Source organism: Bradyrhizobium sp. UFLA05-108 (assembly GCF_059803455.1).
In genome coordinates this window covers 50,030-72,839 of record NZ_JBANAZ010000050.1, presented here as the reverse complement: position 1 = coordinate 72,839, position 22,810 = coordinate 50,030, and the positions used below count along the sequence as shown (strand labels likewise).

General features: G+C 64.3%; 25 protein-coding genes. 15 read left to right on the top strand and 10 right to left on the bottom strand.

Annotated elements, in window-relative coordinates:
* Positions 1 to 491: 491 nt before the first annotated feature.
* On the bottom strand, positions 492 to 635 hold the full coding sequence (locus SO140_RS30735; RefSeq protein WP_474800708.1) for a hypothetical protein: 144 nt from the start codon (positions 633 to 635) through the stop codon (positions 492 to 494).
* Between the two features lie 259 nt (positions 636 to 894).
* Between SO140_RS30735 and SO140_RS30730 the strand changes: the two genes are divergently transcribed.
* Positions 895 to 1,209, top strand: a complete 315-nt coding sequence (locus SO140_RS30730) for a GAF domain-containing protein (protein ID WP_449384140.1) — start codon at positions 895 to 897, stop codon at positions 1,207 to 1,209.
* 131 nt (positions 1,210 to 1,340) lie between these two features.
* Here SO140_RS30730 and SO140_RS30725 read toward each other — a convergent pair whose 3' ends face one another.
* A complete protein-coding gene (locus tag SO140_RS30725) occupies positions 1,341 to 1,742 on the bottom strand; it encodes a DUF4864 domain-containing protein (RefSeq protein ID WP_449384139.1) in 402 nt (133 codons plus the stop codon).
* Between the two features lie 13 nt (positions 1,743 to 1,755).
* On the bottom strand, positions 1,756 to 2,391 hold the full coding sequence (locus tag SO140_RS30720) for a TetR/AcrR family transcriptional regulator (RefSeq protein ID WP_474800711.1): 636 nt from the start codon (positions 2,389 to 2,391) through the stop codon (positions 1,756 to 1,758).
* Between the two features lie 241 nt (positions 2,392 to 2,632).
* Here SO140_RS30720 and SO140_RS30715 point away from each other — a divergent pair, with 241 nt between their 5' ends.
* The 3 genes from SO140_RS30715 to SO140_RS30705 are packed head-to-tail and all read left to right on the top strand — an operon-like array spanning position 2,633 to position 6,418.
* Positions 2,633 to 3,124 carry a (2Fe-2S)-binding protein gene (locus SO140_RS30715; RefSeq protein ID WP_449384137.1) on the top strand — a complete coding sequence of 164 codons (492 nt, stop codon included), beginning with the start codon at positions 2,633 to 2,635 and terminating at the stop codon, positions 3,122 to 3,124.
* Complete coding sequence (locus tag SO140_RS30710) at positions 3,121 to 4,170, top strand: FAD binding domain-containing protein (protein ID WP_449384136.1); 1,050 nt, start codon at positions 3,121 to 3,123, stop codon at positions 4,168 to 4,170. Before SO140_RS30715 ends, SO140_RS30710 begins: the two co-directional genes overlap by 4 nt.
* Positions 4,163 to 6,418, top strand: a complete 2,256-nt coding sequence (locus tag SO140_RS30705) for a xanthine dehydrogenase family protein molybdopterin-binding subunit (RefSeq protein WP_449384135.1) — start codon at positions 4,163 to 4,165, stop codon at positions 6,416 to 6,418. The genes SO140_RS30710 and SO140_RS30705 overlap by 8 nt, the downstream gene beginning before the upstream one ends.
* A gap of 21 nt (positions 6,419 to 6,439) precedes the next feature.
* On the opposite strand, the gene SO140_RS30700 is transcribed toward SO140_RS30705, so the two are convergent.
* Positions 6,440 to 6,988: a cupin domain-containing protein gene (locus SO140_RS30700; protein WP_027552747.1), complete on the bottom strand. Its 549-nt coding sequence runs from the start codon at positions 6,986 to 6,988 to the stop codon at positions 6,440 to 6,442.
* Between the two features lie 147 nt (positions 6,989 to 7,135).
* On the opposite strand from SO140_RS30700, the gene aptA reads away from it, so the two are divergent.
* The 3 genes from aptA to SO140_RS30685 all read left to right on the top strand — a co-directional run bounded on the left by aptA (position 7,136) and on the right by SO140_RS30685 (position 10,618).
* Complete coding sequence (gene aptA, locus SO140_RS30695; protein WP_449384134.1) at positions 7,136 to 8,464, top strand: omega-aminotransferase AptA; 1,329 nt, start codon at positions 7,136 to 7,138, stop codon at positions 8,462 to 8,464.
* A 174-nt stretch (positions 8,465 to 8,638) separates the two neighbouring features.
* Complete coding sequence (locus tag SO140_RS30690; RefSeq protein WP_449384133.1) at positions 8,639 to 9,904, top strand: D-amino acid dehydrogenase; 1,266 nt, start codon at positions 8,639 to 8,641, stop codon at positions 9,902 to 9,904.
* Positions 9,905 to 10,270: 366 nt separating this feature from the next.
* A complete protein-coding gene (locus SO140_RS30685) occupies positions 10,271 to 10,618 on the top strand; it encodes a GNAT family N-acetyltransferase (protein WP_498543528.1) in 348 nt (115 codons plus the stop codon).
* A gap of 8 nt (positions 10,619 to 10,626) precedes the next feature.
* Here SO140_RS30685 and SO140_RS30680 read toward each other — a convergent pair whose 3' ends face one another.
* Positions 10,627 to 11,265 carry a helix-turn-helix domain-containing protein gene (locus tag SO140_RS30680; protein WP_474800715.1) on the bottom strand — a complete coding sequence of 213 codons (639 nt, stop codon included), beginning with the start codon at positions 11,263 to 11,265 and terminating at the stop codon, positions 10,627 to 10,629.
* Between the two features lie 184 nt (positions 11,266 to 11,449).
* On the opposite strand from SO140_RS30680, the gene SO140_RS30675 reads away from it, so the two are divergent.
* From SO140_RS30675 to SO140_RS30660, 4 genes are read left to right on the top strand one after another with little or no spacing between them, the layout of a single operon-like run.
* Positions 11,450 to 12,202: an ABC transporter substrate-binding protein gene (locus SO140_RS30675; RefSeq protein ID WP_449384130.1), complete on the top strand. Its 753-nt coding sequence runs from the start codon at positions 11,450 to 11,452 to the stop codon at positions 12,200 to 12,202.
* Between the two features lie 6 nt (positions 12,203 to 12,208).
* Positions 12,209 to 12,862 (top strand): amino acid ABC transporter permease, encoded by a 654-nt coding sequence (locus SO140_RS30670; RefSeq protein ID WP_449384129.1) that lies wholly within the window; start codon positions 12,209 to 12,211, stop codon positions 12,860 to 12,862.
* On the top strand, positions 12,859 to 13,590 hold the full coding sequence (locus tag SO140_RS30665; protein ID WP_449384128.1) for an amino acid ABC transporter ATP-binding protein: 732 nt from the start codon (positions 12,859 to 12,861) through the stop codon (positions 13,588 to 13,590). Before SO140_RS30670 ends, SO140_RS30665 begins: the two co-directional genes overlap by 4 nt.
* A 12-nt stretch (positions 13,591 to 13,602) precedes the next feature.
* Complete coding sequence (locus SO140_RS30660; protein ID WP_449384127.1) at positions 13,603 to 14,895, top strand: NAD(P)/FAD-dependent oxidoreductase; 1,293 nt, start codon at positions 13,603 to 13,605, stop codon at positions 14,893 to 14,895.
* Positions 14,896 to 14,943: 48 nt separating this feature from the next.
* On the opposite strand, the gene SO140_RS30655 is transcribed toward SO140_RS30660, so the two are convergent.
* Positions 14,944 to 15,159, bottom strand: a complete 216-nt coding sequence (locus SO140_RS30655; protein ID WP_449384126.1) for a hypothetical protein — start codon at positions 15,157 to 15,159, stop codon at positions 14,944 to 14,946.
* A gap of 486 nt (positions 15,160 to 15,645) precedes the next feature.
* Here SO140_RS30655 and SO140_RS30650 point away from each other — a divergent pair, with 486 nt between their 5' ends.
* A complete protein-coding gene (locus SO140_RS30650) occupies positions 15,646 to 15,921 on the top strand; it encodes a hypothetical protein (RefSeq protein WP_449384125.1) in 276 nt (91 codons plus the stop codon).
* A 219-nt stretch (positions 15,922 to 16,140) separates the two neighbouring features.
* Here SO140_RS30650 and SO140_RS30645 read toward each other — a convergent pair whose 3' ends face one another.
* The 3 genes from SO140_RS30645 to SO140_RS30635 all read right to left on the bottom strand — a co-directional run bounded on the left by SO140_RS30645 (position 16,141) and on the right by SO140_RS30635 (position 17,497).
* On the bottom strand, positions 16,141 to 16,956 hold the full coding sequence (locus SO140_RS30645) for an arylamine N-acetyltransferase family protein (protein ID WP_449384124.1): 816 nt from the start codon (positions 16,954 to 16,956) through the stop codon (positions 16,141 to 16,143).
* A gap of 120 nt (positions 16,957 to 17,076) precedes the next feature.
* Positions 17,077 to 17,253, bottom strand: a complete 177-nt coding sequence (locus tag SO140_RS30640) for a hypothetical protein (protein ID WP_449384123.1) — start codon at positions 17,251 to 17,253, stop codon at positions 17,077 to 17,079.
* Positions 17,254 to 17,263: 10 nt separating this feature from the next.
* Entirely contained in the window at positions 17,264 to 17,497 is a 234-nt protein-coding gene (locus SO140_RS30635; RefSeq protein ID WP_449384122.1) for a DUF6894 family protein, read from the bottom strand.
* Positions 17,498 to 17,756: 259 nt separating this feature from the next.
* Here SO140_RS30635 and SO140_RS30630 point away from each other — a divergent pair, with 259 nt between their 5' ends.
* From SO140_RS30630 to SO140_RS30620, 3 genes are all read left to right on the top strand, one after another.
* Positions 17,757 to 19,775, top strand: a complete 2,019-nt coding sequence (locus SO140_RS30630; protein ID WP_474800767.1) for a PQQ-dependent sugar dehydrogenase — start codon at positions 17,757 to 17,759, stop codon at positions 19,773 to 19,775.
* Positions 19,732 to 20,673, top strand: a complete 942-nt coding sequence (locus SO140_RS30625) for an SMP-30/gluconolactonase/LRE family protein (protein WP_449383163.1) — start codon at positions 19,732 to 19,734, stop codon at positions 20,671 to 20,673. The genes SO140_RS30630 and SO140_RS30625 overlap by 44 nt, the downstream gene beginning before the upstream one ends.
* 117 nt (positions 20,674 to 20,790) lie before the next feature.
* On the top strand, positions 20,791 to 21,816 hold the full coding sequence (locus tag SO140_RS30620; protein ID WP_474800720.1) for a histone deacetylase family protein: 1,026 nt from the start codon (positions 20,791 to 20,793) through the stop codon (positions 21,814 to 21,816).
* 37 nt (positions 21,817 to 21,853) lie between these two features.
* On the opposite strand, the gene SO140_RS30615 is transcribed toward SO140_RS30620, so the two are convergent.
* Positions 21,854 to 22,546, bottom strand: a complete 693-nt coding sequence (locus SO140_RS30615) for a Crp/Fnr family transcriptional regulator (RefSeq protein WP_449383166.1) — start codon at positions 22,544 to 22,546, stop codon at positions 21,854 to 21,856.
* Between the last annotated feature and the right edge of the window lie 264 nt (positions 22,547 to 22,810).

Genomic DNA, 22,810 nt, shown 5'->3' with positions numbered 1-22,810 from the left:
GGCCGACACAGCCGCTCGGCCGCATCGCCGCTGACGCCAATACATCGGATTACTGCCGCCCTTTTTCAACGGAATCGTCCCTCTTCGGACCCCATGCAATGGCAGCATCTGCGACGCTGTTGAAGGTTAGACGGACATCGCAGACTCGGGAGTCCACGCCCTAGACCGCCTGTCCCGCCTTCAACAATGGGCACCCAGTAATCAGCTTGCCCTTGTTGCAGGGGATGCGGCGAGCTTTGGTGGCAGGCTGTCTTCGTCGGGCACGATCGTACTCCTCGGTTCGTGAGGGCACCGAGCATGCGTTGTGAAGCGCAGATCGCGTCTCCTCTCAGAGGCTTGCGCCCGTAGGGTGCCGTCGGGGCGCTTCCCGTTCGCAGCGAATGACACCGAGTGGATCCAGTTCGCTGGTCGAGCAAGGCAGCGTCCCGGACGACGACAGTGCAAAGTGCCAGGGTTGGAACGCTGTTTGGTCCAAGTCATTGGCGATCATGTTATGCGCCGACGAAATGATGAGGAAAGCTGAGCAGTGCGAGGCGATGGCTGATAAGGTCACCGATCGGCTGATCGCTCATACTTTCCGGGAATTGGCCGGCCAATGGCGCGCCATGGCATCTCAGCTTGATGCGCTGCAGCACGCCTCGATCTATAGGATCATTCGAGACCGCCGAGGAACTTAACTTCGCTTTCGGCCCGTGCGAAGAACCATGCTACCACGGGTTCCGGCAACGGGACGCCTTTTGCATTGCGCAGGCATGCCTGACAAACTTTCGCGTCGAGCCAAATTTGCTTCCACATGGATAAACTAGCCATCTGCGCTCTGTGGAATGGTGCACGCGTTCGGTCGTCAGCCGCGCCATCAATCCCCAGGGAACTGCGCTCTACCATCTCACGGGTATGACGAAAGACTATGCGCGCTATGTCGACGGATTTGCGATCGGCCCCGCATCGCTGGCGTGCGGCCTAGCCGCTGCCAAGCGATGTGCCGTCATTACGCCGGACGTCGTGGAGGATCCACGTTGGAGTGAATGGAGTTGGCTGGCGAGTAGGTTCGGCTACCGCGCGTGTTGGTCGTTTCCCGTTGAAGCGAACGGAAGGGTTCTGGGAACTTTCGCGATGTACTATGGCGCTCCGACGGAAGCTAAGGCACGTGATCTCGAATTTGCGTCCCTTCTCTCGCGAACCGCGGCCAAGATTATCTCAAGCCATTGATGCTGCGCCACTGCATTGTTCTGGCTGCTGCTCAACTGCTCATGCCGGCCTGTGGCCCTTCTCGGACCTCATGCAATGGCTGCATTTGCGTGCGAAGGTTAAACGCACATCGCCGATTCGAGAGTCCTCGCCTAAACCGCTTGTCCCGCCTTCGACAGCGAGCATCCCGTGATCTTGTAGTTGCCGTCGGATTGCTGCTCGAGCGTGTAAAGCGCGTCCCAGGCTTCGCCATTGGCGTCGATGATGTGGACGTGCTGGCCGATCCAGTCGCCATCGACCTTGGTCTCGCCGAACTCAAAACTCTTGTGCCGGTAGATCGGCGCGTAGGCATTCTCCACCATCGCCATGAAGATGTCGGCGGCCGGGAAGATCTTCCTGATCGCGGGTGCGGCGTAGGAATACGCGGCCGCGGCGTCGTCGCGGGCAAAAGCCTGCTCCTGGGCGCGGATCACGCTCTTGGCGGCTGCGATGTCGTCGGCGTGCGCGGCCGCAAAGCTCAGGAGTAACGTGATCAGCAACACCGCAATGCGCATCACTGGCTCCGTATTATCGTTTTCGTTTCGCCGCCGGTTTTGTCTTCTTGACCGTCGCGCGCGCTGATCGTTTGGGCTGCACGCGAAGCCCGTCGACGAAGACGTCGAGCAGTCGTAGCGCGGTCGATTGCCAGCCGGGCTGGTCGTGCATGTAGCACATGCCGAAGAACGCACGCAGCAGGTCCTCCGGACTGATGTCGGCCCGCATCTGGCCGGCTGCAACCGCGCGGTCGAGCAGTGAGCCGATGGCCGTGGTCAGCCGATCGAAAGAGAAAGCATGCAGCTCCGAGCCGCTCTGCACCGCGAGCGCCAGCGCTGCCGACATGCCCTTCTTGGTGGCGACGAACTCGACATTGGAGCGCAGCCAGCGCCGCAGCGCATCGACCGGATCCTTGGCGCTCTTCAATTGCTCGGCGAGCTCGCCGAGCTGCTCGACCTCGCGGCGATAAACTGTCTCGAACAGCGCCTCGCGCGTCGGAAAATGACGATAGAGCGTGCCGATGCCGACACCGGCGCGCCTGGCCACCGCTTCCAGGCTCGCCTCCGGCCCGCCCGCGCTGAACACGGCCTTGGCCGCCTCGAGCACGCGCTCGCGATTTCGCACGGCGTCGGCGCGGGGCTTTCGGATGTTGTCGACCTGATCGTCCATGCAGACCAATCTAGATCACGATCTGGTTAGATTGAACCCTTTGCGCGAGCCATCGCGTTGTTTGCGCACGGGGTTTTTGACGAATTCCAATATTTTTCGACGGGACTTGTTAAACGGAGGGTACCTCCGTATCTTCGTCGACACGTCGGCTCGGCTCATGTTCGGGCGGCGACAGATCGACTGCGGCCACGGCGGTGGCGCGCAAGCGATCGCATATGTCCATATCTGATCGGAGCCCTGTATGACCCACTCCATCAGCCTCACCGTGAACGGTGCGCGGCGCGACTTCCATCTCGATGATCCTCGCGTCACGCTGCTCGATCTCTTGCGTGAGCGCCTGCAACTGACCGGAACCAAGAAGGGATGCGACCGTGGCCAGTGCGGCGCCTGCACCATCCTGGTCGACGGCAAGCGGATCAACTCCTGCCTCGCGCTCGCCATCAGCCATGACGGCGCCGACATCCTCACCATCGAAGGCGTTGCGCGCGGCGACCAGCTTCATCCCGTGCAGGCCGCCTTTATCGCCCATGACGGCTTTCAATGCGGCTTCTGCACGCCCGGCCAGATCATGAGCGCGATCGGAATGATGCGGGAAGCGCAGGCGGGCGATGACCCTGAACGTATCAGGGAATGCATGAGCGGCAATCTCTGCCGCTGCGGCGCCTATGCCGGCATCGTCGATGCCGTGCTCGAGGTGCAGACCAGTGAAGCCAACCAGAGGCGCTCCGCATGAAGCCGTTCGATTACGTCAGGCCCGCGACCATTGCCGAGGCCGTCACCGCCGCCGCGCAGCCCGGCGCGACCTATCTTGCCGCCGGCACCAATCTGCTCGACCTGATGAAGGGCGGCATTAGTCGCCCTGACCGTCTGGTCGACGTCACGCATCTGAATGGGCTCGACAAGATCGAGCACCTCGCCGATGGCAGCGTGCGTATCGGAGCACTCGTTCGTAATGCCGATCTCGCGCATGATGCCGCGTTTGCAAAAGCCTATCCGGCGATCGCCGAAGCACTGCTGTCGGGCGCCTCGGCGCAGCTCCGCAATGCCGCGACCGTCGGCGGCAATCTCCTGCAACGGACGCGCTGTGCGTATTTCTATGACCCCGCCAGCCGCTGCAACCGGCGCGAGGCGGGCAGCGGTTGCGATGCGCGCGGCGGCGAGAACCGGCTGCATGCCGTGCTCGGCTGGAGCGAAGGCTGCATTGCCACCCATCCCTCCGACTTTTGCGTGCCGCTGGTTGCGCTCGACGCCATCCTCGAGATCGAAGGCAAGGGTGGCCGGCGCGAGCTGCCCCTTGACGCGCTACATCGCCTGCCGGGCACAACGCCCGAGCGCGAGACGGCGCTCGAGCCGGGCGATCTGATCGTGGCGGTGCGGCTGCCGGCCGTTGCGCGGGAATTCGCGGGCCATGCGCGCTATCTCAAGGTTCGCGAGCGCACCTCCTATGCCTTTGCCGTGGTGTCCGCCGCAGCAGGGCTGACGATCGAGAACGGTAGGATCAAGGAGGCGCGGCTTGCGCTCGGCGGCGTCGCCGCAAAGCCCTGGCGCGCCCGCGCTGCGGAAGCGATGCTGAAAGGTGCCGCGCCTGAGCCGTCCGCGTTCCGCGCAGCGGGGCAAGCTGCGCTCGCTGATGCAAAACCGTCCGGCGACAACGCCTTCAAGATCGAGCTCGCGCGCCGCATCGTCGTGCGCGCGCTGACCCTTGCCGCCGCTGGAACGCCCGCGCGCATTCCGGCGCTGCCGGCCTCTCCCTTTGCTTCCGGAGCCCTGCATGCCTGAGATCAACCTCACCTCTGCGCCCGCTCATATCCGTCACGGCTCGAACATGGGCCAGCCGCTGACCCGCCGCGACGGCGTGTTGAAGGTCAAGGGACAGGCGGCCTACGCCGCGGACCATCATCCGCCGGGCATGCTGTTTGCGGTGATCGCGGTATCGAGCATCGCGCGCGGCCGCGTGACGTCGCTCGACGTCGCGGCGGCCAGGAGCCACAAGGGCGTGGTCGACGTCATGACGTCGAAACACAAGCCTGAGCTCGCGATCGACCCTGACATCAAGACCAATCCGTTCGTATTCCGGATGGAGGTCCTTCAGAGCGATGAGATCCGCTACGCCAATCAGCCGATCGCCGTCGTGATCGCGGAGACGCTGGAGGCGGCGACCGAAGGCGCAGCGCTGCTGGCCCCGTGCTATGAGACGCTAAACCCTCGCGTCGGTCTCGACGCCGGCGAAACGTTTGCGCCGCCTGTCGTCGGCGTCGGCAACCCTGCACAAGTGCAGCATGGCGATATCGACGCCGGGCTCGCCGCGGCCGCAAAGCGGATCGAGGCGACCTACGAGACGCCGCCGCAATATCACAACGCCATGGAGCCGCACGCCATCGTAGCAGCGTGGGACGGCGACACGCTCTCGATCGATACGCCGAGCCAGGCCATGGTGATGGCGCGCGCCCGCGTCGCCGAGCTGTTTGGTCTCGCGCCGGAGAAGATCAGGATTCGCAGCCCGTTCCTCGGCGGCGGTTTTGGTTCGAAAGGGTTTTTGACGGGCCCGCAGATCCTCGGCGTCATGGCGGCGAAGCTGGTCGGCAAGCCGGTGAAGCTCGTGCTGCGCCGCGAGCAGATGTACGGCCCGGTCGGGCATCGCGCGCCGACGCGGCAGCGCTTGCAGATGGGCGTCGACGCGCACGGGCGCTTCACCGCGATCGATCACCATGCGAAGACGGTATCGAGCAGCTACGACGATTTCTACGAGCCCGCGGCCGATGCTTCGCACACGCTCTACGCCAGTCCTGCGATCAGGACCACGCATGAGGCGGCGCGCGTCGACACCGGCACACCGCTGTTCATGCGCGCGCCGGGCGAGGCGAGCGGATCGATTGCGCTGGAAAGCGCAATCGACGAGATGGCGCTCGCCTGCGGCATGGATCCGCTGGCGTTTCGCCTGAAGAACTACGCCGAGGTCGAGCCGACCACCGGAAAACCGTTCTCCTCGAAGGCGCTGCGCGCCTGCTACGAGCAGGGCGCGGCGCGCTTCGGCTGGGCGAAGCGGCCACTCGCGCCACGGCAGATGCGCGACGATTCCGGTCTGCTGGTCGGCTGGGGCATGGGCACGGCAACCTTCCCGGCACTGATGTTCCAGGCCGAGGCGCGCGCGGCGATCCGCCGCGATGGCACCGGCGTGATAGAGATCGGCGCGCATGATATGGGGCAGGGCGCCTGGACGGCGCTCGCGCAGATCGCGGCCGATGGTCTCGGCCTCGAGGTCGATCGCGTCGACTTTCGCTCCGGCACCTCGGACCTGCCCGATGGCGGCATCGCCGGCGGCTCGGCGCACACCGCGACTGCGGGCAACGCGATCCATAATGCCGGCGCGGCCGTGATCGCAAAGCTTGCCGATCTCGCCACTCGCGACGAGCGCTCGCCGCTGTTCGGTGCCGGCAATGCCGGCGTGATCGCCCGCGACGGCAAACTGTTCCGGTGCGACGACGACAGCCGCGGCGAGAGCTATGCCGATATCCTCGCGCGGGCCGGCCTTGCCGAGATCGATGCGCGCGGCACCGGCGCGCCGAACCCGACGGCGCAAACCGACTACGCCATGCATGCGCATGGCGCCGTGTTTGCCGAGGTGAAGGTCGATCTCGAGCTCGGCCAGATCCGGGTCTCGCGGATGGTCGGCGCGTTCGCCGCGGGCCGCATCATCAATCCGCATCTGGTGCGGAGCCAGCTCCTCGGCGGCATGATCTGGGGCCTGTCCTTTGCGCTGCACGAGGAGGCCATCACCGACCGGCGCAGCGGTCGGATCATGAATGCCGATCTCGGCGAGTACCATATCCCCGTGAATGCCGACGTGCCGCCAATGGATGTGCTGACGGTCGAGGAGCACGATCCGCACGTCAATGCGCTCGGCATCAAGGGCGTCGGCGAGATCGGCATCACCGGCAGCGCTGGCGCGGTGGCCAACGCCGTCTGGCATGCAACCGGCGTGCGCGTGCGCCGTTTCCCGATCCGGATCGAGGAGCTGCTGACGTAGCCCTGACACGCGAGATGCGGTTCAGAACGTCGGCGGCGTGCAGGCCGAGATCACCTCGCACGGCTTGCCGCCGACGCAGCGGAAGCGGTGCGGCCTGCGGCTTTCGAAATAATAGGCATCACCCGGGTTGAGGATGCGCCGCTCGTCCTCGACGGTGACCTCGAGCTTGCCGGAGATCACCACGCCGCCTTCCTCGCCGTCATGCACCAGCGGCACACGGCCGGTGTCGCTGCCGGGCTCGTAGCGTTCTTTCAGGATCTGCAAGCTCCGGCCGAACAGATTGTCGCCGACCTGGCGGTAGGAGATCGGCTTCTTGCCGACCTCGGTCAGCTCCTCCGCACGATAGAAGATCTTGCGCCGCGTCTCCGGCTCCAGCGCGAAGAACTCGGCGAGCCCCATCGGGATGCCGTCGAGGATGCGCTTGAGCGCGCCGACGGACGGGTTCATCTGGTTGGATTCGATCAGCGAGATCGTCGAATTGGTGACACCGGAGCGTTTGGCGAGCTCGCGCTGCGACAGCTTGTGGCGCGCCCGGATGAATCGCAGCCGTCCACCGATGTCGACGCTCATGGTGCAAATCCCTGTTGCAGGTGTTGCGGATCGCGCAAATATGGACCGGCCGCCCCAACCAGATCAATGGGTTGCGGGCATGCAGAAAAGGACTTGTTGCGCCTTTAAAGCCGTGGCTCTGCTTCCGGGTCAGCAAAGGAGCGGCCTGTGACCCTTCACCAGATTCCGAACACCATCAAGACCGATTCGCACTGGATGCCGTTCACGGCCAACCGGCAGTTCAAGAAGGCTCCGCGCCTGTTCTCCTCGGCCGAGGGCATGCACTACACCAGCGTCGATGGTCGCAAGGTGATCGACGGCTCGGCGGGCCTGTGGTGTGTCAACGCCGGCCACGGCCGCAGGCAGATTGCCGCTGCGGTCGAGAAGCAGCTCATGACGCTCGACTTCGCGCCGTCATTCAATATGGGTCATCCGCTTTCGTTCGACTTCGCCGAGCGGCTCGCGGAGATCGCCCCCAAGGGCCTTGACCGCATCTTCTTCACCAACTCCGGCTCCGAGTCGGTCGACACTGCGCTCAAGATCGCGCTCGCCTATCATCGCGCCACCGGCCAGTCGAGCCGCACCCGCCTGATCGGCCGCGAGCGCGGCTATCACGGCGTCGGTTTCGGCGGCATGTCGGTCGGCGGCATGGTGGCGAACCGCCGCGCCTTTGCGACCCATCTGCCGGGCGTCGATCACATTCGCCACACCCATGACCTCACCCGCAACGCCTTTGCCAAGGACCAGCCGGCGCATGGCGCCGAGCTTGCCGACGATCTCGAGCGCCTCGTCGCGCTGCACGGCGCCGAGACGATCGCCGCCGTGATCGTCGAGCCGGTGCCGGGCTCGACCGCGGTGCTGCCGCCGCCGCAGGGCTATCTCGCGCGCCTGCGCGAGATCTGCGACAAGCACGGCATCCTCCTGATCTTCGACGAGGTCATCACCGGCTTCGGCCGCCTGGGTACGCCGTTCGCCGCCAATTTCTTCGGAGTCACGCCGGACCTGATGACGACGGCCAAGGGCATCACCAACGGCACCGTGCCCTGCGGCGCCGTGTTTGCGAGCCGCAAGGTGCATGACGGCGTGATGACCGGCCCGGAGGGCCAGATCGAGCTGTTCCACGGCTACACCTATTCGGCGCACCCGGTGGCCTGTGCCGCTGGCATCGCGACGCTCGACATCTACAAGGACGAGGGTCTGCTCACCCGTGGCGCAGGGATCGCCGAGTACTGGCGCGACGCGCTGCATTCGCTCAAAGGTCTGCCGAACGTCGTCGACATCCGCAATTGCGGCCTGATGGGCGCGGTCGAGGTCGCGCCGCGTGATGGCGCGGTCGGTGCCCGCGGCTATGACATCATGGTCGATTGTTTCAACACGGGTCTCTACCTGCGCATGAGCGGCGATTCCTTCGCGATGTCGCCGCCCCTGATCGTCGAGAAGAGCCACATCGACCAGATGGTCTCGATTCTCGGCGACGCCATCAAACGCGTGGCCTGATAATTGCTCTCGCGGGTATCGACCCCTTGTTCTTGCTAAAGCGCGATGAAATTGGGATGATTCGTCATCGCGCTTTAGGTTATTGTTTGAGCATGATCTTTTCGGAAAACCGCTTCCTACTTTTCCGGATCATGCTCTAGCGGCGCGACAAACGCCGCGGGAGTGGTGCGAAACGTGAAAGTCCTGATCCTCGGCAGCGGTGTCATCGGTGTCACCTCTGCCTATTACCTCGCGCGTGCCGGCCATGACGTGACGGTCGTCGACCGTCAGGGCGAGCCAGCGCTCGAGACGTCCTTTGCCAATGCCGGCGAGGTCTCGCCTGGCTATTCCTCGCCATGGGCGGGACCGGGCGTGCCGGTGAAGGCGATCAAATGGCTTCTGATGAAGCACGGCCCGCTGGTGATCCGGCCCAAGGTCGATCCCGTGATGTGGGTCTGGCTGCTCAAGATGCTGCGCAACTGCACGTCCACGCGCTACGCTGTCAACAAGAGCCGGATGATCCCGATCGCGGAATACAGCCGCGATTGCCTGCGTGACCTGCGCCGCGACATCGGCATTCAATATGACGAGCGCTCGAAGGGTACGCTCCAGCTCTTCCGCTACCAGGCGCAGCTCGACGGCACGGCTGAGGACATCGCCGTGCTCAAGCAGTATGGCGTGCCCTACGAGGTGCTCAATCGCGAGGGCTGCATTGCGGCTGAGCCCGCACTCGCCGGCGTGAAGGAAAAGTTCGTCGGCGGCCTGAGGCTGCCGGAGGACGAGACCGGCGACTGCCACATGTTCACGCAGGCGCTGGCCGCAGAGGCCGAAAAGCTCGGTGTGCGCTTCCTGTTCAATACGTCGATCAAGGGCATCGTCACGGATGCCTCGCGTGTCACCGGTGTTGCGACCGGCGCCGGCCTGTTGCAGGCGGATGCCTATGTCGTCGCGCTCGGAAGCTGGTCGTCGCGCCTTGTTGCCCCGCTCGGCATCTCGCTGCCGGTCTTTCCGGTGAAGGGCTATTCGATCACGGTGCCGATCACGGACGCCAGCGGCGCTCCGGAATCGACGGTGATGGACGAGAGCTACAAGGTCGCGATCACACGGCTCGGCAATCGCATCCGCGTCGGCGGCACCGCGGAGATCTCCGGCTATTCCGACAAGCTCTACGCCGCGCGTCGCGCAACGCTCGATCATTCGGTGACAGATCTCTTCCCGCGCGGCGGCGATCTCTCCAAGGCGACGTTCTGGAGCGGCCTGCGCCCGATGACACCGGACGGCCCGCCCGTGATCGGTGCCACGCGCTATTCAAATCTCCATCTCAACACCGGTCACGGCACGCTTGGCTGGACCATGTCCTGCGGTTCAGGACAGGTGCTCGCGGACATGCTGTCGGGCGAGAAGCCGCAGATCGACACGAGTGAGCTGACGGTCGATCGCTACGCGCATCGGTTTGGCTGAACGTCTCTTTCCGCGTCATTGCGAGGAGCGAGGCGACGAAGCAATCCAGACTATCTCCGCGGTGAGATCCTGGATTGCTTCGCTGCGCTCGCAATGACGATGTGGAGGTATCGGGCGTGCAAATCCATCACCGTCACCCTGAAGCGGCCCTCGAAGGGCGACGGCCGGCTGCCTCGGGGTCGTGCATCCTTCGAGGAGCGCATACCGCCTGCACCTTGGGATGACGGAGGCGGTAGTACATATGCGGCAATCAACAAAGGATCCAGTAAATGCAGATGGAACAGTTTCTCGCCGACTACGAGATCTCGACCGATCCCCACCGCTTGAACGTGGACGTCATTTACAAGTTCCTGGCAGAAGACAGCTATTGGGCGCGGGATCCCGCGATCCGTTGTCGAGCGTGCGATCGAGAATTCTCTCTGCTTTGGTGTGTACCATCGCGCGGAGCAAGTCGGGTTTGCCCGCGTCGTCACTGACAAGTCGACATTCGCTTTGCTTGCAGACGTCTTCATACTCGAGACCCATCGCGGCAAGGGACTGTCCAAATGGCTGATGCGCTACGTCGTCGGTCACGACAACCTGCAAGGTCTGAGGCGCCTTCTCCTCGTGACCCGCGACGCGCATGGCCTGTATAGCCAGTTCGGGTTCGAGCCGCTCGGAAGCCCGTCCCGCTTCATGGAGGTCCTACGGCCGGACGTCTATCGGCCGTCGTGACGACTGCGCTACCCCGCCCCGGTCACGCAGTTCACCCACAGCACCACGGCCTTCGCATCCTCGGCCGGGTTGGAAAACCGGTGCTGCCTTCGGCTGGCAAACCGAAAGCTGTCGCCTGTCTTCAGCGACCACGTGTCTGCATCCACCGTCAGCATCATCTCGCCTTCGAGCACGAGGCCGGCCTCCTCGCCATCATGGGTGTAGAGTTCATCGCCGGTCGAGCCGCCGGGTTCCAGGTGCACCAGGAACAGGTTGAGCCGGTTCTCGGCGCCCGCGGCGCTCAGGAGCTGTTTTGAAATGCCGGTGCGCCAGAGCTTCAGTTCGGGGCGTTGCATCCCGCGCATCACCACGGAATCTGACGCGCCATCCGTGCCTGGGCTCGCGCCGAACAGCGCGGCGATGCCCACGCCAAGCACGTCGGCGAGCGTCGCGAGCACGCGCAGCGAGGGCGAGGACAGGCCGCGCTCGATCTGGCTGAGGAAGCCGATCGACAGCGACGTGCGCTCGGCGACCGTTTCGAGCGAGAGTTGCCGTGTCCGCCTGAGATCGCGGATGCGGCGTCCGACCGCGACGTCCATTGCCGGCTCCGGCTTGGTGACCGGTTTGGTGACGGCCTTTGCCTTCTTCGCCGCGGCAGGCTTGCGCATTCTTTTACCACCGCTCACGTCAAACCGCTTCCTTCATGTGCATGAAAACCGCTTGCATCGTCCGCGAAAGTGTGGCCAAAATTTCATATTAGTGAAAATAAGCTGAAACGGCCCGCCTCGCAACATCTGCCTCATAAGCTGCGCGGGCGCGCCGTCATCGGCCGAACCCAAAAGGGGGATTGCGATGAAGCGTTTCGTTCAGGCCGCGGTCGCGGCGCTCGCCCTTGCAGCCAGCTTGCCGGCATCAGCGCAGCAGGTGCTGAAGGTCGGCTCGACCCCGACGGGCATTCCCTTCACCTTCCTTGACACCAAGACCAACACCATCCAGGGCGTCATGGTCGATCTCATCACCGAGGTCGGCAAGGACGCCGGCCTCAACGTCCAGATCGAGCCGATGCAGTTTTCGGCGCTGATCCCCTCGCTGACCTCGAGCAAGATCGACATCATTGCAGCCGCAATGTTCATCACCGCGCCGCGCAAGGAGGTGATCGACTTCTCCGATCCGATCTACACCTATGGCGAAGGCCTGGTGGTGCCGAAGAGCGATACCAAGGCCTATGCCTCGCAGGAGGATCTGAAGGGTGAGGTCGTCGGCGCGCAGGTCGGCACCGCCTTCGTCGACGCGCTGAAGAAGTCGGGCCTGTTCAGTGACGTGAAGGCCTATGACACCATTCCCGACATCCTGCGCGACGTGAACGCCGCGCGCCTCAAGGCCGGCTTCGCCGACTATCCGATCCTCGCCTACAATCTCAAGCAGGGTGGCTTCCCCGAAGTGCGCCTCGTTACGAGCTACAAGCCCGTGACCGTCGGCTCGGTCGGCATCGGCGTGCGCAAGAGCGATACCGAGCTGCTCGGCAAGATCAACGCCTCGCTCGGCCGGCTGAAGGCGAACGGCACGGTGGACAAGATCCTGGACAAATGGGGCCTGAAGGACTGATCGCCGATGCAGGGTTTTTGGCGCGACACCGTCGAGTTCTTCCCGATCCTCCTCAACGGCGTCGCGCTCACGATCGTCGTCACCATCGGCTCGCTGATCCTCTCGACGCTGCTCGGACTGGTCTGGGCCCTGATGCGGGTCTCCGGCATCGGCTTTCTCGCAGGCCTGAGCGCCAGCGTGATCAACGTGATCCGCGGCATCCCGATCATCGTGCTGCTGTTCTACCTCTACTTCGTGATGCCCGATCTCGGCGTCACGCTCACCGCATTGCAGGCTGCGATCCTCGGGCTCGGCATCGCCTATTCGGCCTATCAGGCGGAAAACTTCCGTGCCGGCATCGAGGCGATCGACAAGGGACAGATCGAGGCGGCGCAGACCATCGGCATGGGCTGGTGGCTCACCATGCGCCGCGTGGTGCTGCCTCAGGCGGTGCGCATCGTGCTGCCACCCTACGGCAACGTCATGATCATGATGCTGAAGGATTCGTCGCAAGCCTCGACCATCACGGTGGCCGAGCTCGCGCTCCAGGGCAAGCTGATCGCCTCCTCGACCTTCAAGAACACCAGCGTGTTCACGCTGGTGGCGCTGATGTATCTCACCATGAGCATCCCGCTGATCCTGTTGGTCCGTCATTTCGAGAAGCGGGCCGGCAAGCGATGATCGAGCTCGACGACGTCCACAAAAGCTTTGGCAAGGTCGAGGTGCTCAAGGGCATCACGGCGGGTGTCGAGAAGGGCGAGGTGGTCTGCATCATCGGCCCGTCCGGCTCCGGCAAGTCGACCATCCTGCGCTGTATCAACGGGCTCGAAAGCTACGACCGCGGCGACATCAGCGTCGAGGGCACGCGCGTCGATCGCAATGCGCCGTCGATCGTCTCGATCCGCACGCAGGTGTCGATGGTGTTCCAGCGCTTCAATCTGTTCCCGCATCGCACGGCGCTGGAGAACGTCGTCGAGGGGCCGCTCTACGTGAAGAAGGAGCCGCGCGCCGCGGCGCTGGAGCGCGGCCGAGCGCTGCTCGCGCAAGTGGGCCTCGCCGAAAAGGCCGACGTGCATCCGCCGCAGCTCTCCGGCGGGCAGCAGCAGCGCGTCGCGATCGCGCGCGCGCTCGCGATGCAGCCCAAGGCGATCCTGTTCGACGAGCCGACCTCGGCGCTGGATCCCGAGCTCGTCGGCGAGGTGCTTTCCGTGATGCGCAAGCTCGCCGATGACGGCATGACCATGGTCGTCGTCACCCACGAGATGGGCTTTGCCCGCGACGTCGCGGATCGCGTGCTGTTCATCGACGGCGGCGTCATCGTCGAGCAGGGGCCGGCGAAAGCCGTGCTCAACCAACCGCAGCACGCGCGGACGCAAGACTTCCTGCGCCGCGTGCTGCATCCGCTCTGATCCGGTATCCCTATGATTCTGCCCGTGCGCCTGCCTCTGCCGCCCTCGCTCTATGCCGACACTGCCGTTGCGCCGGTGGCCACGCCGCCGCTCGATGCGGACAAGACCGTCTCCGTCGCGATCGTCGGCGGCGGCTACACCGGCCTGTCCACCGCGCTGCGTCTGGCCGAGCGGGGTGTCGACGCACTGGTGCTGGAGGCGCAGGAGCCGGGGTGGGGCGCGTCCGGCAACAATGGCGGTCACACCAATCCGGGGCTGAAGCACGACCCCGATCAGATCGAGGCCGATTTCGGCGCTGATCTCGGCCGCCGCATGATCGACTTCTCCTACGGCACGACGAATTTTACCCACGAGCTGATCCGCCGTTACCAGATTCCTTGCGAGGCGCGGCAGAACGGCACGCTGCGCGCCGCCTACAACGAGGCGAACGCCGCGGCGATCGAAAGTACCGCAAAGCAGTGCATTCGCCGCGGCATGCCGGTGACGCTGCTCAATCGCGAGCAATTGCGCGAGATGACGGGCACCGATCGCTACCTCTGCGCCATGCTCGACGCGCGCGGCGGCGATCTTCATCCCCTGAGCTACGCCCGGGGCCTCGCACGCGCCGCGATCTCCGCCGGTGCGAGCGTGCACGGCGAAACCCCGGCGCTCGCCTTGCGTCGCGAAGGCACGCATTGGCGCATCGAGACGCCGCGCGCGGTGGTGCGTGCCGAAAAGGTGCTGCTCGCCACCAACGGCTTTACGGATGACCTCTGGCCCGTGCTCCGCCGCACCATCGTGCCGGTGTTTTCGTCGATCGCTGCGACCGCGCCGCTGTCCGAGGAGGTCGCCCATTCGATCATGCCGACACGGTCCGTGCTCTACGAAAGCGGGCACATCACGGTCTACTATCGCATCGATCAGCAGAACCGTCTGCTGATGGGCGGCCGCGGCCCGATGCGCTGGATCAACTCGCCGTCCGATGTCGCCTATCTCATGCGCTATGCCGAGCGGCTGTGGCCGCAGCTCAGGGGCGTCGCCTGGACCCATGGCTGGAACAGCCGCCTTGCGATCACCGGGGATCACTATCCGCATGTGCACGAGCCGGCGGAAAACATCCTGATCTCGCTCGGCTGCAACGGCCGCGGCGTCGCGCTCTCCACCGCGATGGGCGCGCAACTCGCGCGCCGCCTGATCGGCGGCGCCAACGCCGAGATCGACATGCCCGTCACCGGCATCAAGCCGATCCCGCTGCACGCGTTCTGGCCGCTCGGGGTCACGAGCGCGGTGATCGCCGGCCGCGTGCGGGACAGGCTGGGGATCTAGAAAAGCGCCGCCCGAATTCGGGCGACGCCTGGTAGTTTGTCGTCGATTTCAGCAGCGGCCCTGCTTCCACAGGCCGGGCGGGCAGCCCTTGCCGCGCCAGCCGACTTTGCGCCCGTGATACCAGCCCGGCGGCGTGCCATGGTGATGTCCATGGAATCCGCCGTGGCCGTGTCCATGGCCATGACCGCCTTTGGCGGATGCCGCGCTCGGCATGGTGAGGCCAGCCGCGATGATCAATGTCGCGGCGAGCGCAAGCTTCTTCATAAGAATGATCTCCTCTTGGACGTACGCTTCTGTCCCGTTCGATGGACGGGCATCGGACGGCTAGCTCGCTTGCAAATGTGGAGGAGTCGTGACGCTCAGCTCTCTGCGACCGCGTCGGCCCAGGGTTGGAAGATCTCGACTGCGCCGGAATTCGTGTCGCCCTCGCGCATCACGGCGCTCGGGCAGGCGAACTTCATCGGCACGGACTGCACCTGCGCCTCCTCATAGTCGAAGCGCGATCGCCTTGCGTGCGTTCGCGGGCAACCGGCAGCTTGGCGTGGGCGGCGATGAGTCGACATCCGCCGGCGGATGGTCATGCATTCGCGATTTGTCATCCTCCGCCATCGCGCCGTCACGTACCTGTGAGTGCCCAATGACTCGCACCGTGTGGCGTACCTCACAAATCCTGCCTGCACTCGGAATTAAACTTATGGTTGTTTTGATTTCAGAGCAACCTCGTAACGATCAGGTCGAAGGAGCATTGCCATGAAACACCTTGCGTTTCTAGGTCTCGCAATCGCTACGCTGATTGCGCCGATCCAAGTGCAGGCCCAGCAATATGATCCCTACAGAAACTGCGTCAGGTTTCCGGAGATACCAAACCCGGAAGCAGAGCTGCGATATTTGCTCTCTCAGCCGGGTATCCGTGTTTGCCCGGCAGCGAATCCTGATCTGGCAGGACAGGCGGAAACTGTGCGGCGTGGTATGAACCAAGGTTACAACGACACTATGAGCATAATTCGAGCGCAGCGCGGATATTAGCAATCCGTACGCAACTGCCCATCATTGGAACTTGTTGTTGATTGCAGACCTCCGTTCGTACGGTTTGTTGTTGCCGACGTCCGGTTGGTACGGTTGATTTGTTTGCTCTGCAGTTTTCGTCAGCCTCAGCTCCTCCAGCGCGGCGATGGCGGCACGTCCGCGTCGTCATCCTCGCAGGGCGCTTCGTCGCGATCCTGCATCGCGCGCACGGCAAGCGCGCTATCCCCCAATCCGCGCAAACACCTCTTCCACCGGCACCGGCGGCTCGACGTTGAACGTCTCATGTAGCACCCGTCGCAGCTCGTCGGCGCTGTCGATCGTGCGCTCGCTCATCACCTCGCCGTCGCGTCCTTCGATGGTCAGCCGCCGGTTGGCGAGCTTGTAGCGCGCATCCGCTGCGACGCGCTCCATGATCAGCGTGCTGGTGAAGGGCGGGATGGAGCTCGTCGAGGTAAAATAGTTGCCGAGCTCGTAGTCGGATTGAAGCTGCGGGACCAGGTCGAAGACGTACATGGTCCGCCAACCGCTCGGCTGTTTCGCGCTGATCGAGAACAGGCCCTTGATCTCGCCGATCCGGTAAGTGCCCATCGCGGTGCGCTGCTCGATCTGCGTCTGGAACTGCAAGGGGCTATCCATCACGCAGACTCCGAAGCCGACGTCGGCGATGTAGGGACCCTCGGGCAGATCGACCTTGAGCAGCATGTGGACCTTTGGGCCCAACGGACTGTCGGGTGCGGCCATCCACCGCACCCGGGCGCAAAGGCCAGTGACGCTGAAGCCGATGTGCTCGAGCGCCGCCTTGAACAGCGCGTTCTGCTCGAAGCAATAGCCGCCGCGCCGGGAGTCGACGAGCTTGGCCTGCACGGTCGGCAGATCGAGAAGAACGGGCCATCGCAGAAGCGGATTGAGCCCCTCGAACGGGATCGCATTGACGTGAGCTCTATGGAGTGCCCTGAGGGTCGCCAGATCCGGCTTCACCGCACCCGGATGGCCGATGCGCGCCAGGTAATTGTCCAAATGGAATTCATGCGACATGAAATGGTCCCTGCTGCCTGAAAAGGCGGGCAGGGTAGACAAGGCCGTTTCCGGTGGAAAGCTCCAATCGTGGCGCGTGGGGGCGGGACGGATGACGTCCCTCGATCCGGTGGGCGAGGCTCAGAGCCTGCCGTCGGGCCGTCGGTTGCCGTGCTTGGCGCGCCATTTTGGTCCCGGGCCACGCATGTAGTGCAGCTCAGGGCGGTAGGGATTGCCCGCGAGCTTCACCAGCGCCTGCCACCGCGAGGCGATCGCGGAGATGGGGTGGCGAAGCAGCGTGAGCGAAGCGATCAGCATGGCAATGTTCTCAGTGCGGCTTTCCGAGCATGGAGCTGAACGGCAGGTCGAAGATCTCCTCGCCGTCGTCGTCGCTGACGTGCAGGATCCAGTCGCGCCAGTCTTCGTCGCCGGGCACCATGATCATCGAGCGCATGATTTGCGCGGCGCGGTCGCGGGCCTCGGTCAGGTTCGACACCGCGGTGCCCTGCCGGTCGATCAACATGCCGTCAGTATTCGAGCAGTGAAAAAAAACTTGGACCATAGCCGCCTCCTCCACGAAGCGATTCGGACGCAATCAACCCATAACACTCTGACGTTGTCGGAAATATTCGGGTTCAACCCGGTAAGGGAAATTACGGATATTCTGATTCACGGGACGGTGAGCGCGTTACGGATTCTTAACCTTCGGCTGGACGGCGCAGCGGAGGCATGGAACTCTCGATTTGCCGGGGTCGAGGGAGGGGGAAGTCTTGCAATTCGTGAGAAAAGCCTATGGCCGGCTGTGTGTGTTCGCATGCGCTCTGCTGGCTGCGGGGCTTGGCCTTGCGCCACCGGCATCGTCCGAGCCGATCCGGAGAAGCGGCTACGCGATCGGCACCGATACCTGCGGCAGCGGCGATCTCGCCTTCCCGAGACTCAAGATCGACCTCCGCCAAGGGTTTTGTGCAGGTCTCGTCGCCAGCGAGGAGGATCATCTGAAATTCCCGCGGTCGATCATCCAGATCCCCGGTCATGAGCTGTTCGTGGTCGCCGACATGGGCGGCTGGGGCCACACTGATGGCCAGCTCCTGCTGCTCGATCCCCGCGCAGCCGAGGGCAAGCGGATCAAGGAGCTCATCACGGGGATCGAATATCCCTTCGGTCTGGCGATCGGTCCCGACAAGAAACTCTATGCCTCCACCGACGAGACGATTTTCCGCGTCGATCCGCTTGCCGACAATCCGCGCAGCACGGTCGAGACCATCCTTCATCGCCTGCCGGGCCGCCGGCTGACGCTGCCTGACGGCACCAAGCTCGACGAGAGCGCGCATCCGCTCAAGCAGTTCGCGTTCGACCGCACCGGGCGGCTGTTCGTCAATGTCGGTTCGCATAGCGATGACTGCATCACCCACCCGCCGATCACGCGGCCATGCGCGCCGGCGGAAGGCGCCTCGGCGCTTGCCGCGATCTGGATGTTCACGCCGCCTTCAGGCGGCGTCTTTTCCGCGTTGAAGCCCAACGATCCCAATCCGCCGCACGAGGTCTATGCGCGCGGCCTTCGAAACTCGATGGCGCTGGCGCTGCACCCGCAATTTCCCGATCCCGGCTACGCGTTCCTGCAAGGCGAAAACGGCCGCGATCTGCCCGACATCTTCACGCCGAACGAGGAAATCAACGCGATCGAGCGGGGCAAGCACTACGGCTGGCCCTATTGCTACGACCTCTCGACGGTGAGCCCGGAATTCAGGCTGGTGCTGCGATCGGGTCCTTACAAAAACCTCTGCACCAACGGCGCCCTTTACAAGCAGCCGTTTTCGCTGCTGCCACCGCATGGCGCGCCGCTCGGCATGCTCTACTACCACGGCCAAAAATTTCCGGAGCTGGAAGGCAGGTTGCTGATAGCCCTTCATGGCTATCGTCCGACCGGCAGCCGTCTCCTGGCCTATGACGTCGACGATCACGGCTTCCCCAAGATGAGTCCGTCGCCGGTCCGCTACCACGTGAGCTGCGCCGCCCAGCCGACGCGCAGCTTCCAGACTGGCGCGGGCGAGGTCGCGGCGGCACCCTTCGAGGAATTGATCGCTGGCTGGCACCGCGTCAACGGCGCGCGGCCGCAGGGCGCACCCGTCGGCATCACCGTTGCGGAGGATGGCGCGATCTGGCTGGTCGAGGACAAGAACCAGACCGTGATCCGGATCGACCGCACTGATGGCAATGCGCCGGAGCCGCTCCCCTGCGACATGCGTAGCGCGGCGCAGATCGAGCAGCTCGCCGCCCTCGTTGCGAAGGATGCGCAGAACAGGGATCGGCTCTCGGCGCTGCGCAAGGGGCTCGTGGAGAAACACTGCGTCGGCTGCCATTCGGATTTTGGATTGAAGCAGGGCCAATCCGACGCGGAGAAGGACCAGACCGTGCTGCGCTTCATGTTGTCGCAGGACGGCTGGATCTATCCTGGCGATCCCGGGTCCGGGAAGCTGCGCACGCGCCTGCGCGGGCTCGGCGCGGAGAAGCTGATGCCGCCGGGCGGCGAAGCGCTGGCGAAGACCGAGCCCGGCTACGCCCGCCTGCTCGACTTTGCGGACTTACTGGTTGCAAATATGGTTCCGGGAACACGTATGCGCATCAAGCCCGGCCCGCCGACGCGCAAATTCGTCTCGCGCACCAGCAAGGAATGCGGCGAAATGCCGGCCACCAAGGTCGTCGTCGTGACACAAAGGACCGCTGTAGACAAAGCCGGTTTCAGCCGGTTCTACCGGCCGGCCGATCAATATCTCAACGGCGAATGCACCGACGACGATGGCTACTACATCCAGCAGAACGATCTGGTGCCTTTGCAGTAGCGTGCTCCTGGCGATCGCCGCTCAGCCGGCCTTTGGCGAGACGAAGCTGTTCGAAAGCGCGCAGGTGACGCCCGCGGGCGAATACACCTTCGGCATCGAAGGGCCAGCCGTCGATCTCGACGGCAATCTGTTCGTGGTCAATCTCGGCAAGCCCGGCACGATCGGCAGGTTGCCGGCGGGCGGAGCGGCCTCCGGGACGTTCGCGGAGCTTCCGCAAGGCAGCGTCGGCAACTCCATCCGCTTCGATCGCGACGGCACCATGTTCGTTGCCGACTACAAGGGCCACAACATCTTCGCGCTACCCAAGGGCACCACGGAGCCGCGACTCTGGTTTCATTCCGACGAGATGAAGCAGCCGAACGACATGACGATCGCGCGCGACGGCACGATCTATGCGAGCGATCCGAACTGGAAGGGGCGTGAGGGCCATATCTGGCGCATCACCAAGGTGAGGGACGGGTCGGTGCAGGGCCAGCTCATGACGGCGCCGCGCGCGATGGGCACCACCAACGGCATCGATCTCAGCCCGGACGGCAAAATGCTTTATGTCGGCGAATCCAACAGCGGCGAGGTCTGGTCTTACACGATCCGCGGCGCAGAGCTCACCGACGCGAAGCTGATCAAGACGTTCCAGCCCGACACCATCGACGGCCTGCGCACCGACGTCAGCGGCCGACTCTATGTCGCGCGCATTCTCAAAGGCACGATCTCGATCATGAAGCCCAACGGGGCGGTTCAGCGCGAGGTCGCGTTGAAGGGCAAGGAGCCGACCAACCTCGCTTTCGGCGGTGACGACGGCAAGACGGTCTTCGTCACGCAGCGCCAGGGCGGCTTCATTGAGGCCTTCCGCACCGATCAGCAGGGCCGCGAGCATTGCCTGCAACGCGGCCGTTGCTGAGCCGCGATCCGCGCTCCACGCAGGACCGGCACGCAGGATGCGACACCGTTCTCGCTTGCATCGTCGCGCCGCCGGGATCAAGACGTCATCCGATCCCAAGGTCATGGAGCCACCCACGTGAAGGCCGTCTATACCGAACTGCATCGCAGCCACGATCCGCAATTCTTCCTGGTGCGCGGGGTCGTCAAGCGCACGACCGAGCAACCCGAGCGCGCGAACCGGCTGCTCAAGGGTTTGCGGGACGGCAAGCATCAACTGGTCGAGCCGATCACATTCGGGCAGGGACCGCGCGCGCGGATTCACAGTCCGGAATATCTCACCTTCCTCTCTGAGGCCTGGGACGCCTGGAGTGCGCTCGGCGATTCTGGCCCGGAGATGATCGGCAACATCCATCCCGTGCGCCATGCCGCGACCTATCCGACGCACATCGTCGGCAAGCTCGGCTGGCACACCGCCGATACCGCCGCGCCGATCGGGCCCGGCACCTGGGCTGCGGCCTGCGCGGCGACGGATGTTGCGACCACGGCAGCGCAGCTCGTGATGGACGGTGAGACTGCTGCCTACGCGCTCTGCCGTCCGCCCGGCCATCACGCCTATCGCGACATGGCCGGCGGCTTCTGCTTCCTCAACAACAGCGCGATCGCTGCCGCGCATCTTCGGCTCAGGCATGAGCGCGTCGTGATCCTCGACGTCGACGTGCATCACGGCAACGGCACGCAGGGCATCTTCTATACGCGGCCCGACGTCTACACCATCTCGATCCACGCCGATCCGGTCGCGTACTATCCGTTCGTGTGGGGCTATGCCCATGAGCGCGGCGAGGGCGAGGGGCTCGGCACCAATCTCAACATCCCGCTGCCGATCGGCACGGGCGATGACGGCTACATGCAGGCGCTCGCGCGCGCCAAGACCGCAATCGACGCATTCGCGCCCGGCGCGCTCGTCGTGGCGCTCGGCCTCGATGCCTCCGAGCACGATCCGCTGAAGGGGCTCAGCGTCACCACACCGGGCTTCCGCCGTATCGGTCAGGCGATCGCGCGCATGGGACTGCCGACCGTGTTCGTGCAGGAAGGCGGCTATCTCTCGGATATCCTCGGCGCCAACCTGACGTCGGTGCTCGCGGGCTTTGAAGAGGCGCGGTGATCCGGCGCCGCCGGCGCTAAAGCGCGATGAGGTTGATCTAGTCCTTGAACAGGATCTTCTCCAGCAGGTCGATCCGCTTGATGCGAATCACGCTGCCGTCAATGGCGATGATGCGGCGGTTCTGGAAGCGTTTCAGCATCATGGTCACCCATTGCCGGGTTGAGCCGACCATGGCTGCGATCTGGTCATGGGTGATCTTGCGGTCGATGACGATCGTATCGCCGTCGGGATTGCCGTGGAGCTCCGACAGGTTGAGCAGAAGCTGGGCCAGCCGCTCGATCACCGATCGCGTTCCCAGCATCTGCGCCATCGAGGAATAGCACTTGCCCTTTGCGATCAGCCCGTCGATCAGCGCCAACGCGAAGGTCGGCATATCCGTGAGCAGCTTCGCCAGCGCCGCGCCCGACAGGACCGTGATCTCGCAGGTCTCGATGGCGATGCCGGACCACATATGGATGCCGCCGCCGGAGATCTCTGGGCCGCCGATGAAATGCCCCGGCGTCCAGTAGGCCAGCGTGATCTCGCGTCCCGACGGCGCCGTGTAGTAGACGCGCACCTGACCGCGCCGGATAATGAAGATGCCGTCATGCCCCTCGCCCTGGCCGAAGACCATGGCGCCCTGCGGCACGACGACAGTGCGGCCGGCCGCCTGGACCCGCGCCTTCTGTGTAGCCGACAGGCGGTCGAGAAAATGCGCGCCGACGTTCAGGCCGTCGACCGTCTCGCTCATGAACAATGCCGAAGCATTTGTCGTGGCCCGCAGGGCGCGCGCGGTTCCGATGTCCTCCGCATGGCGCCAGTCGAGCCCGAGGGCCGGAAGCCTTCGGCCTCGCGACGTCGTCGCCGCCTCTTTGAGTGTCGTCATCGCTGTCCGTCTGCGCTCGGCATTCGCAACTAGGTAAGTGCGATGCGGGTGGAATGTCCATCTCTTTGAAGGCGTCCACGTGCACTTAGCAAAGCTCTTGCGCCAGGCGCGTGCCGTTGAAACGATTTC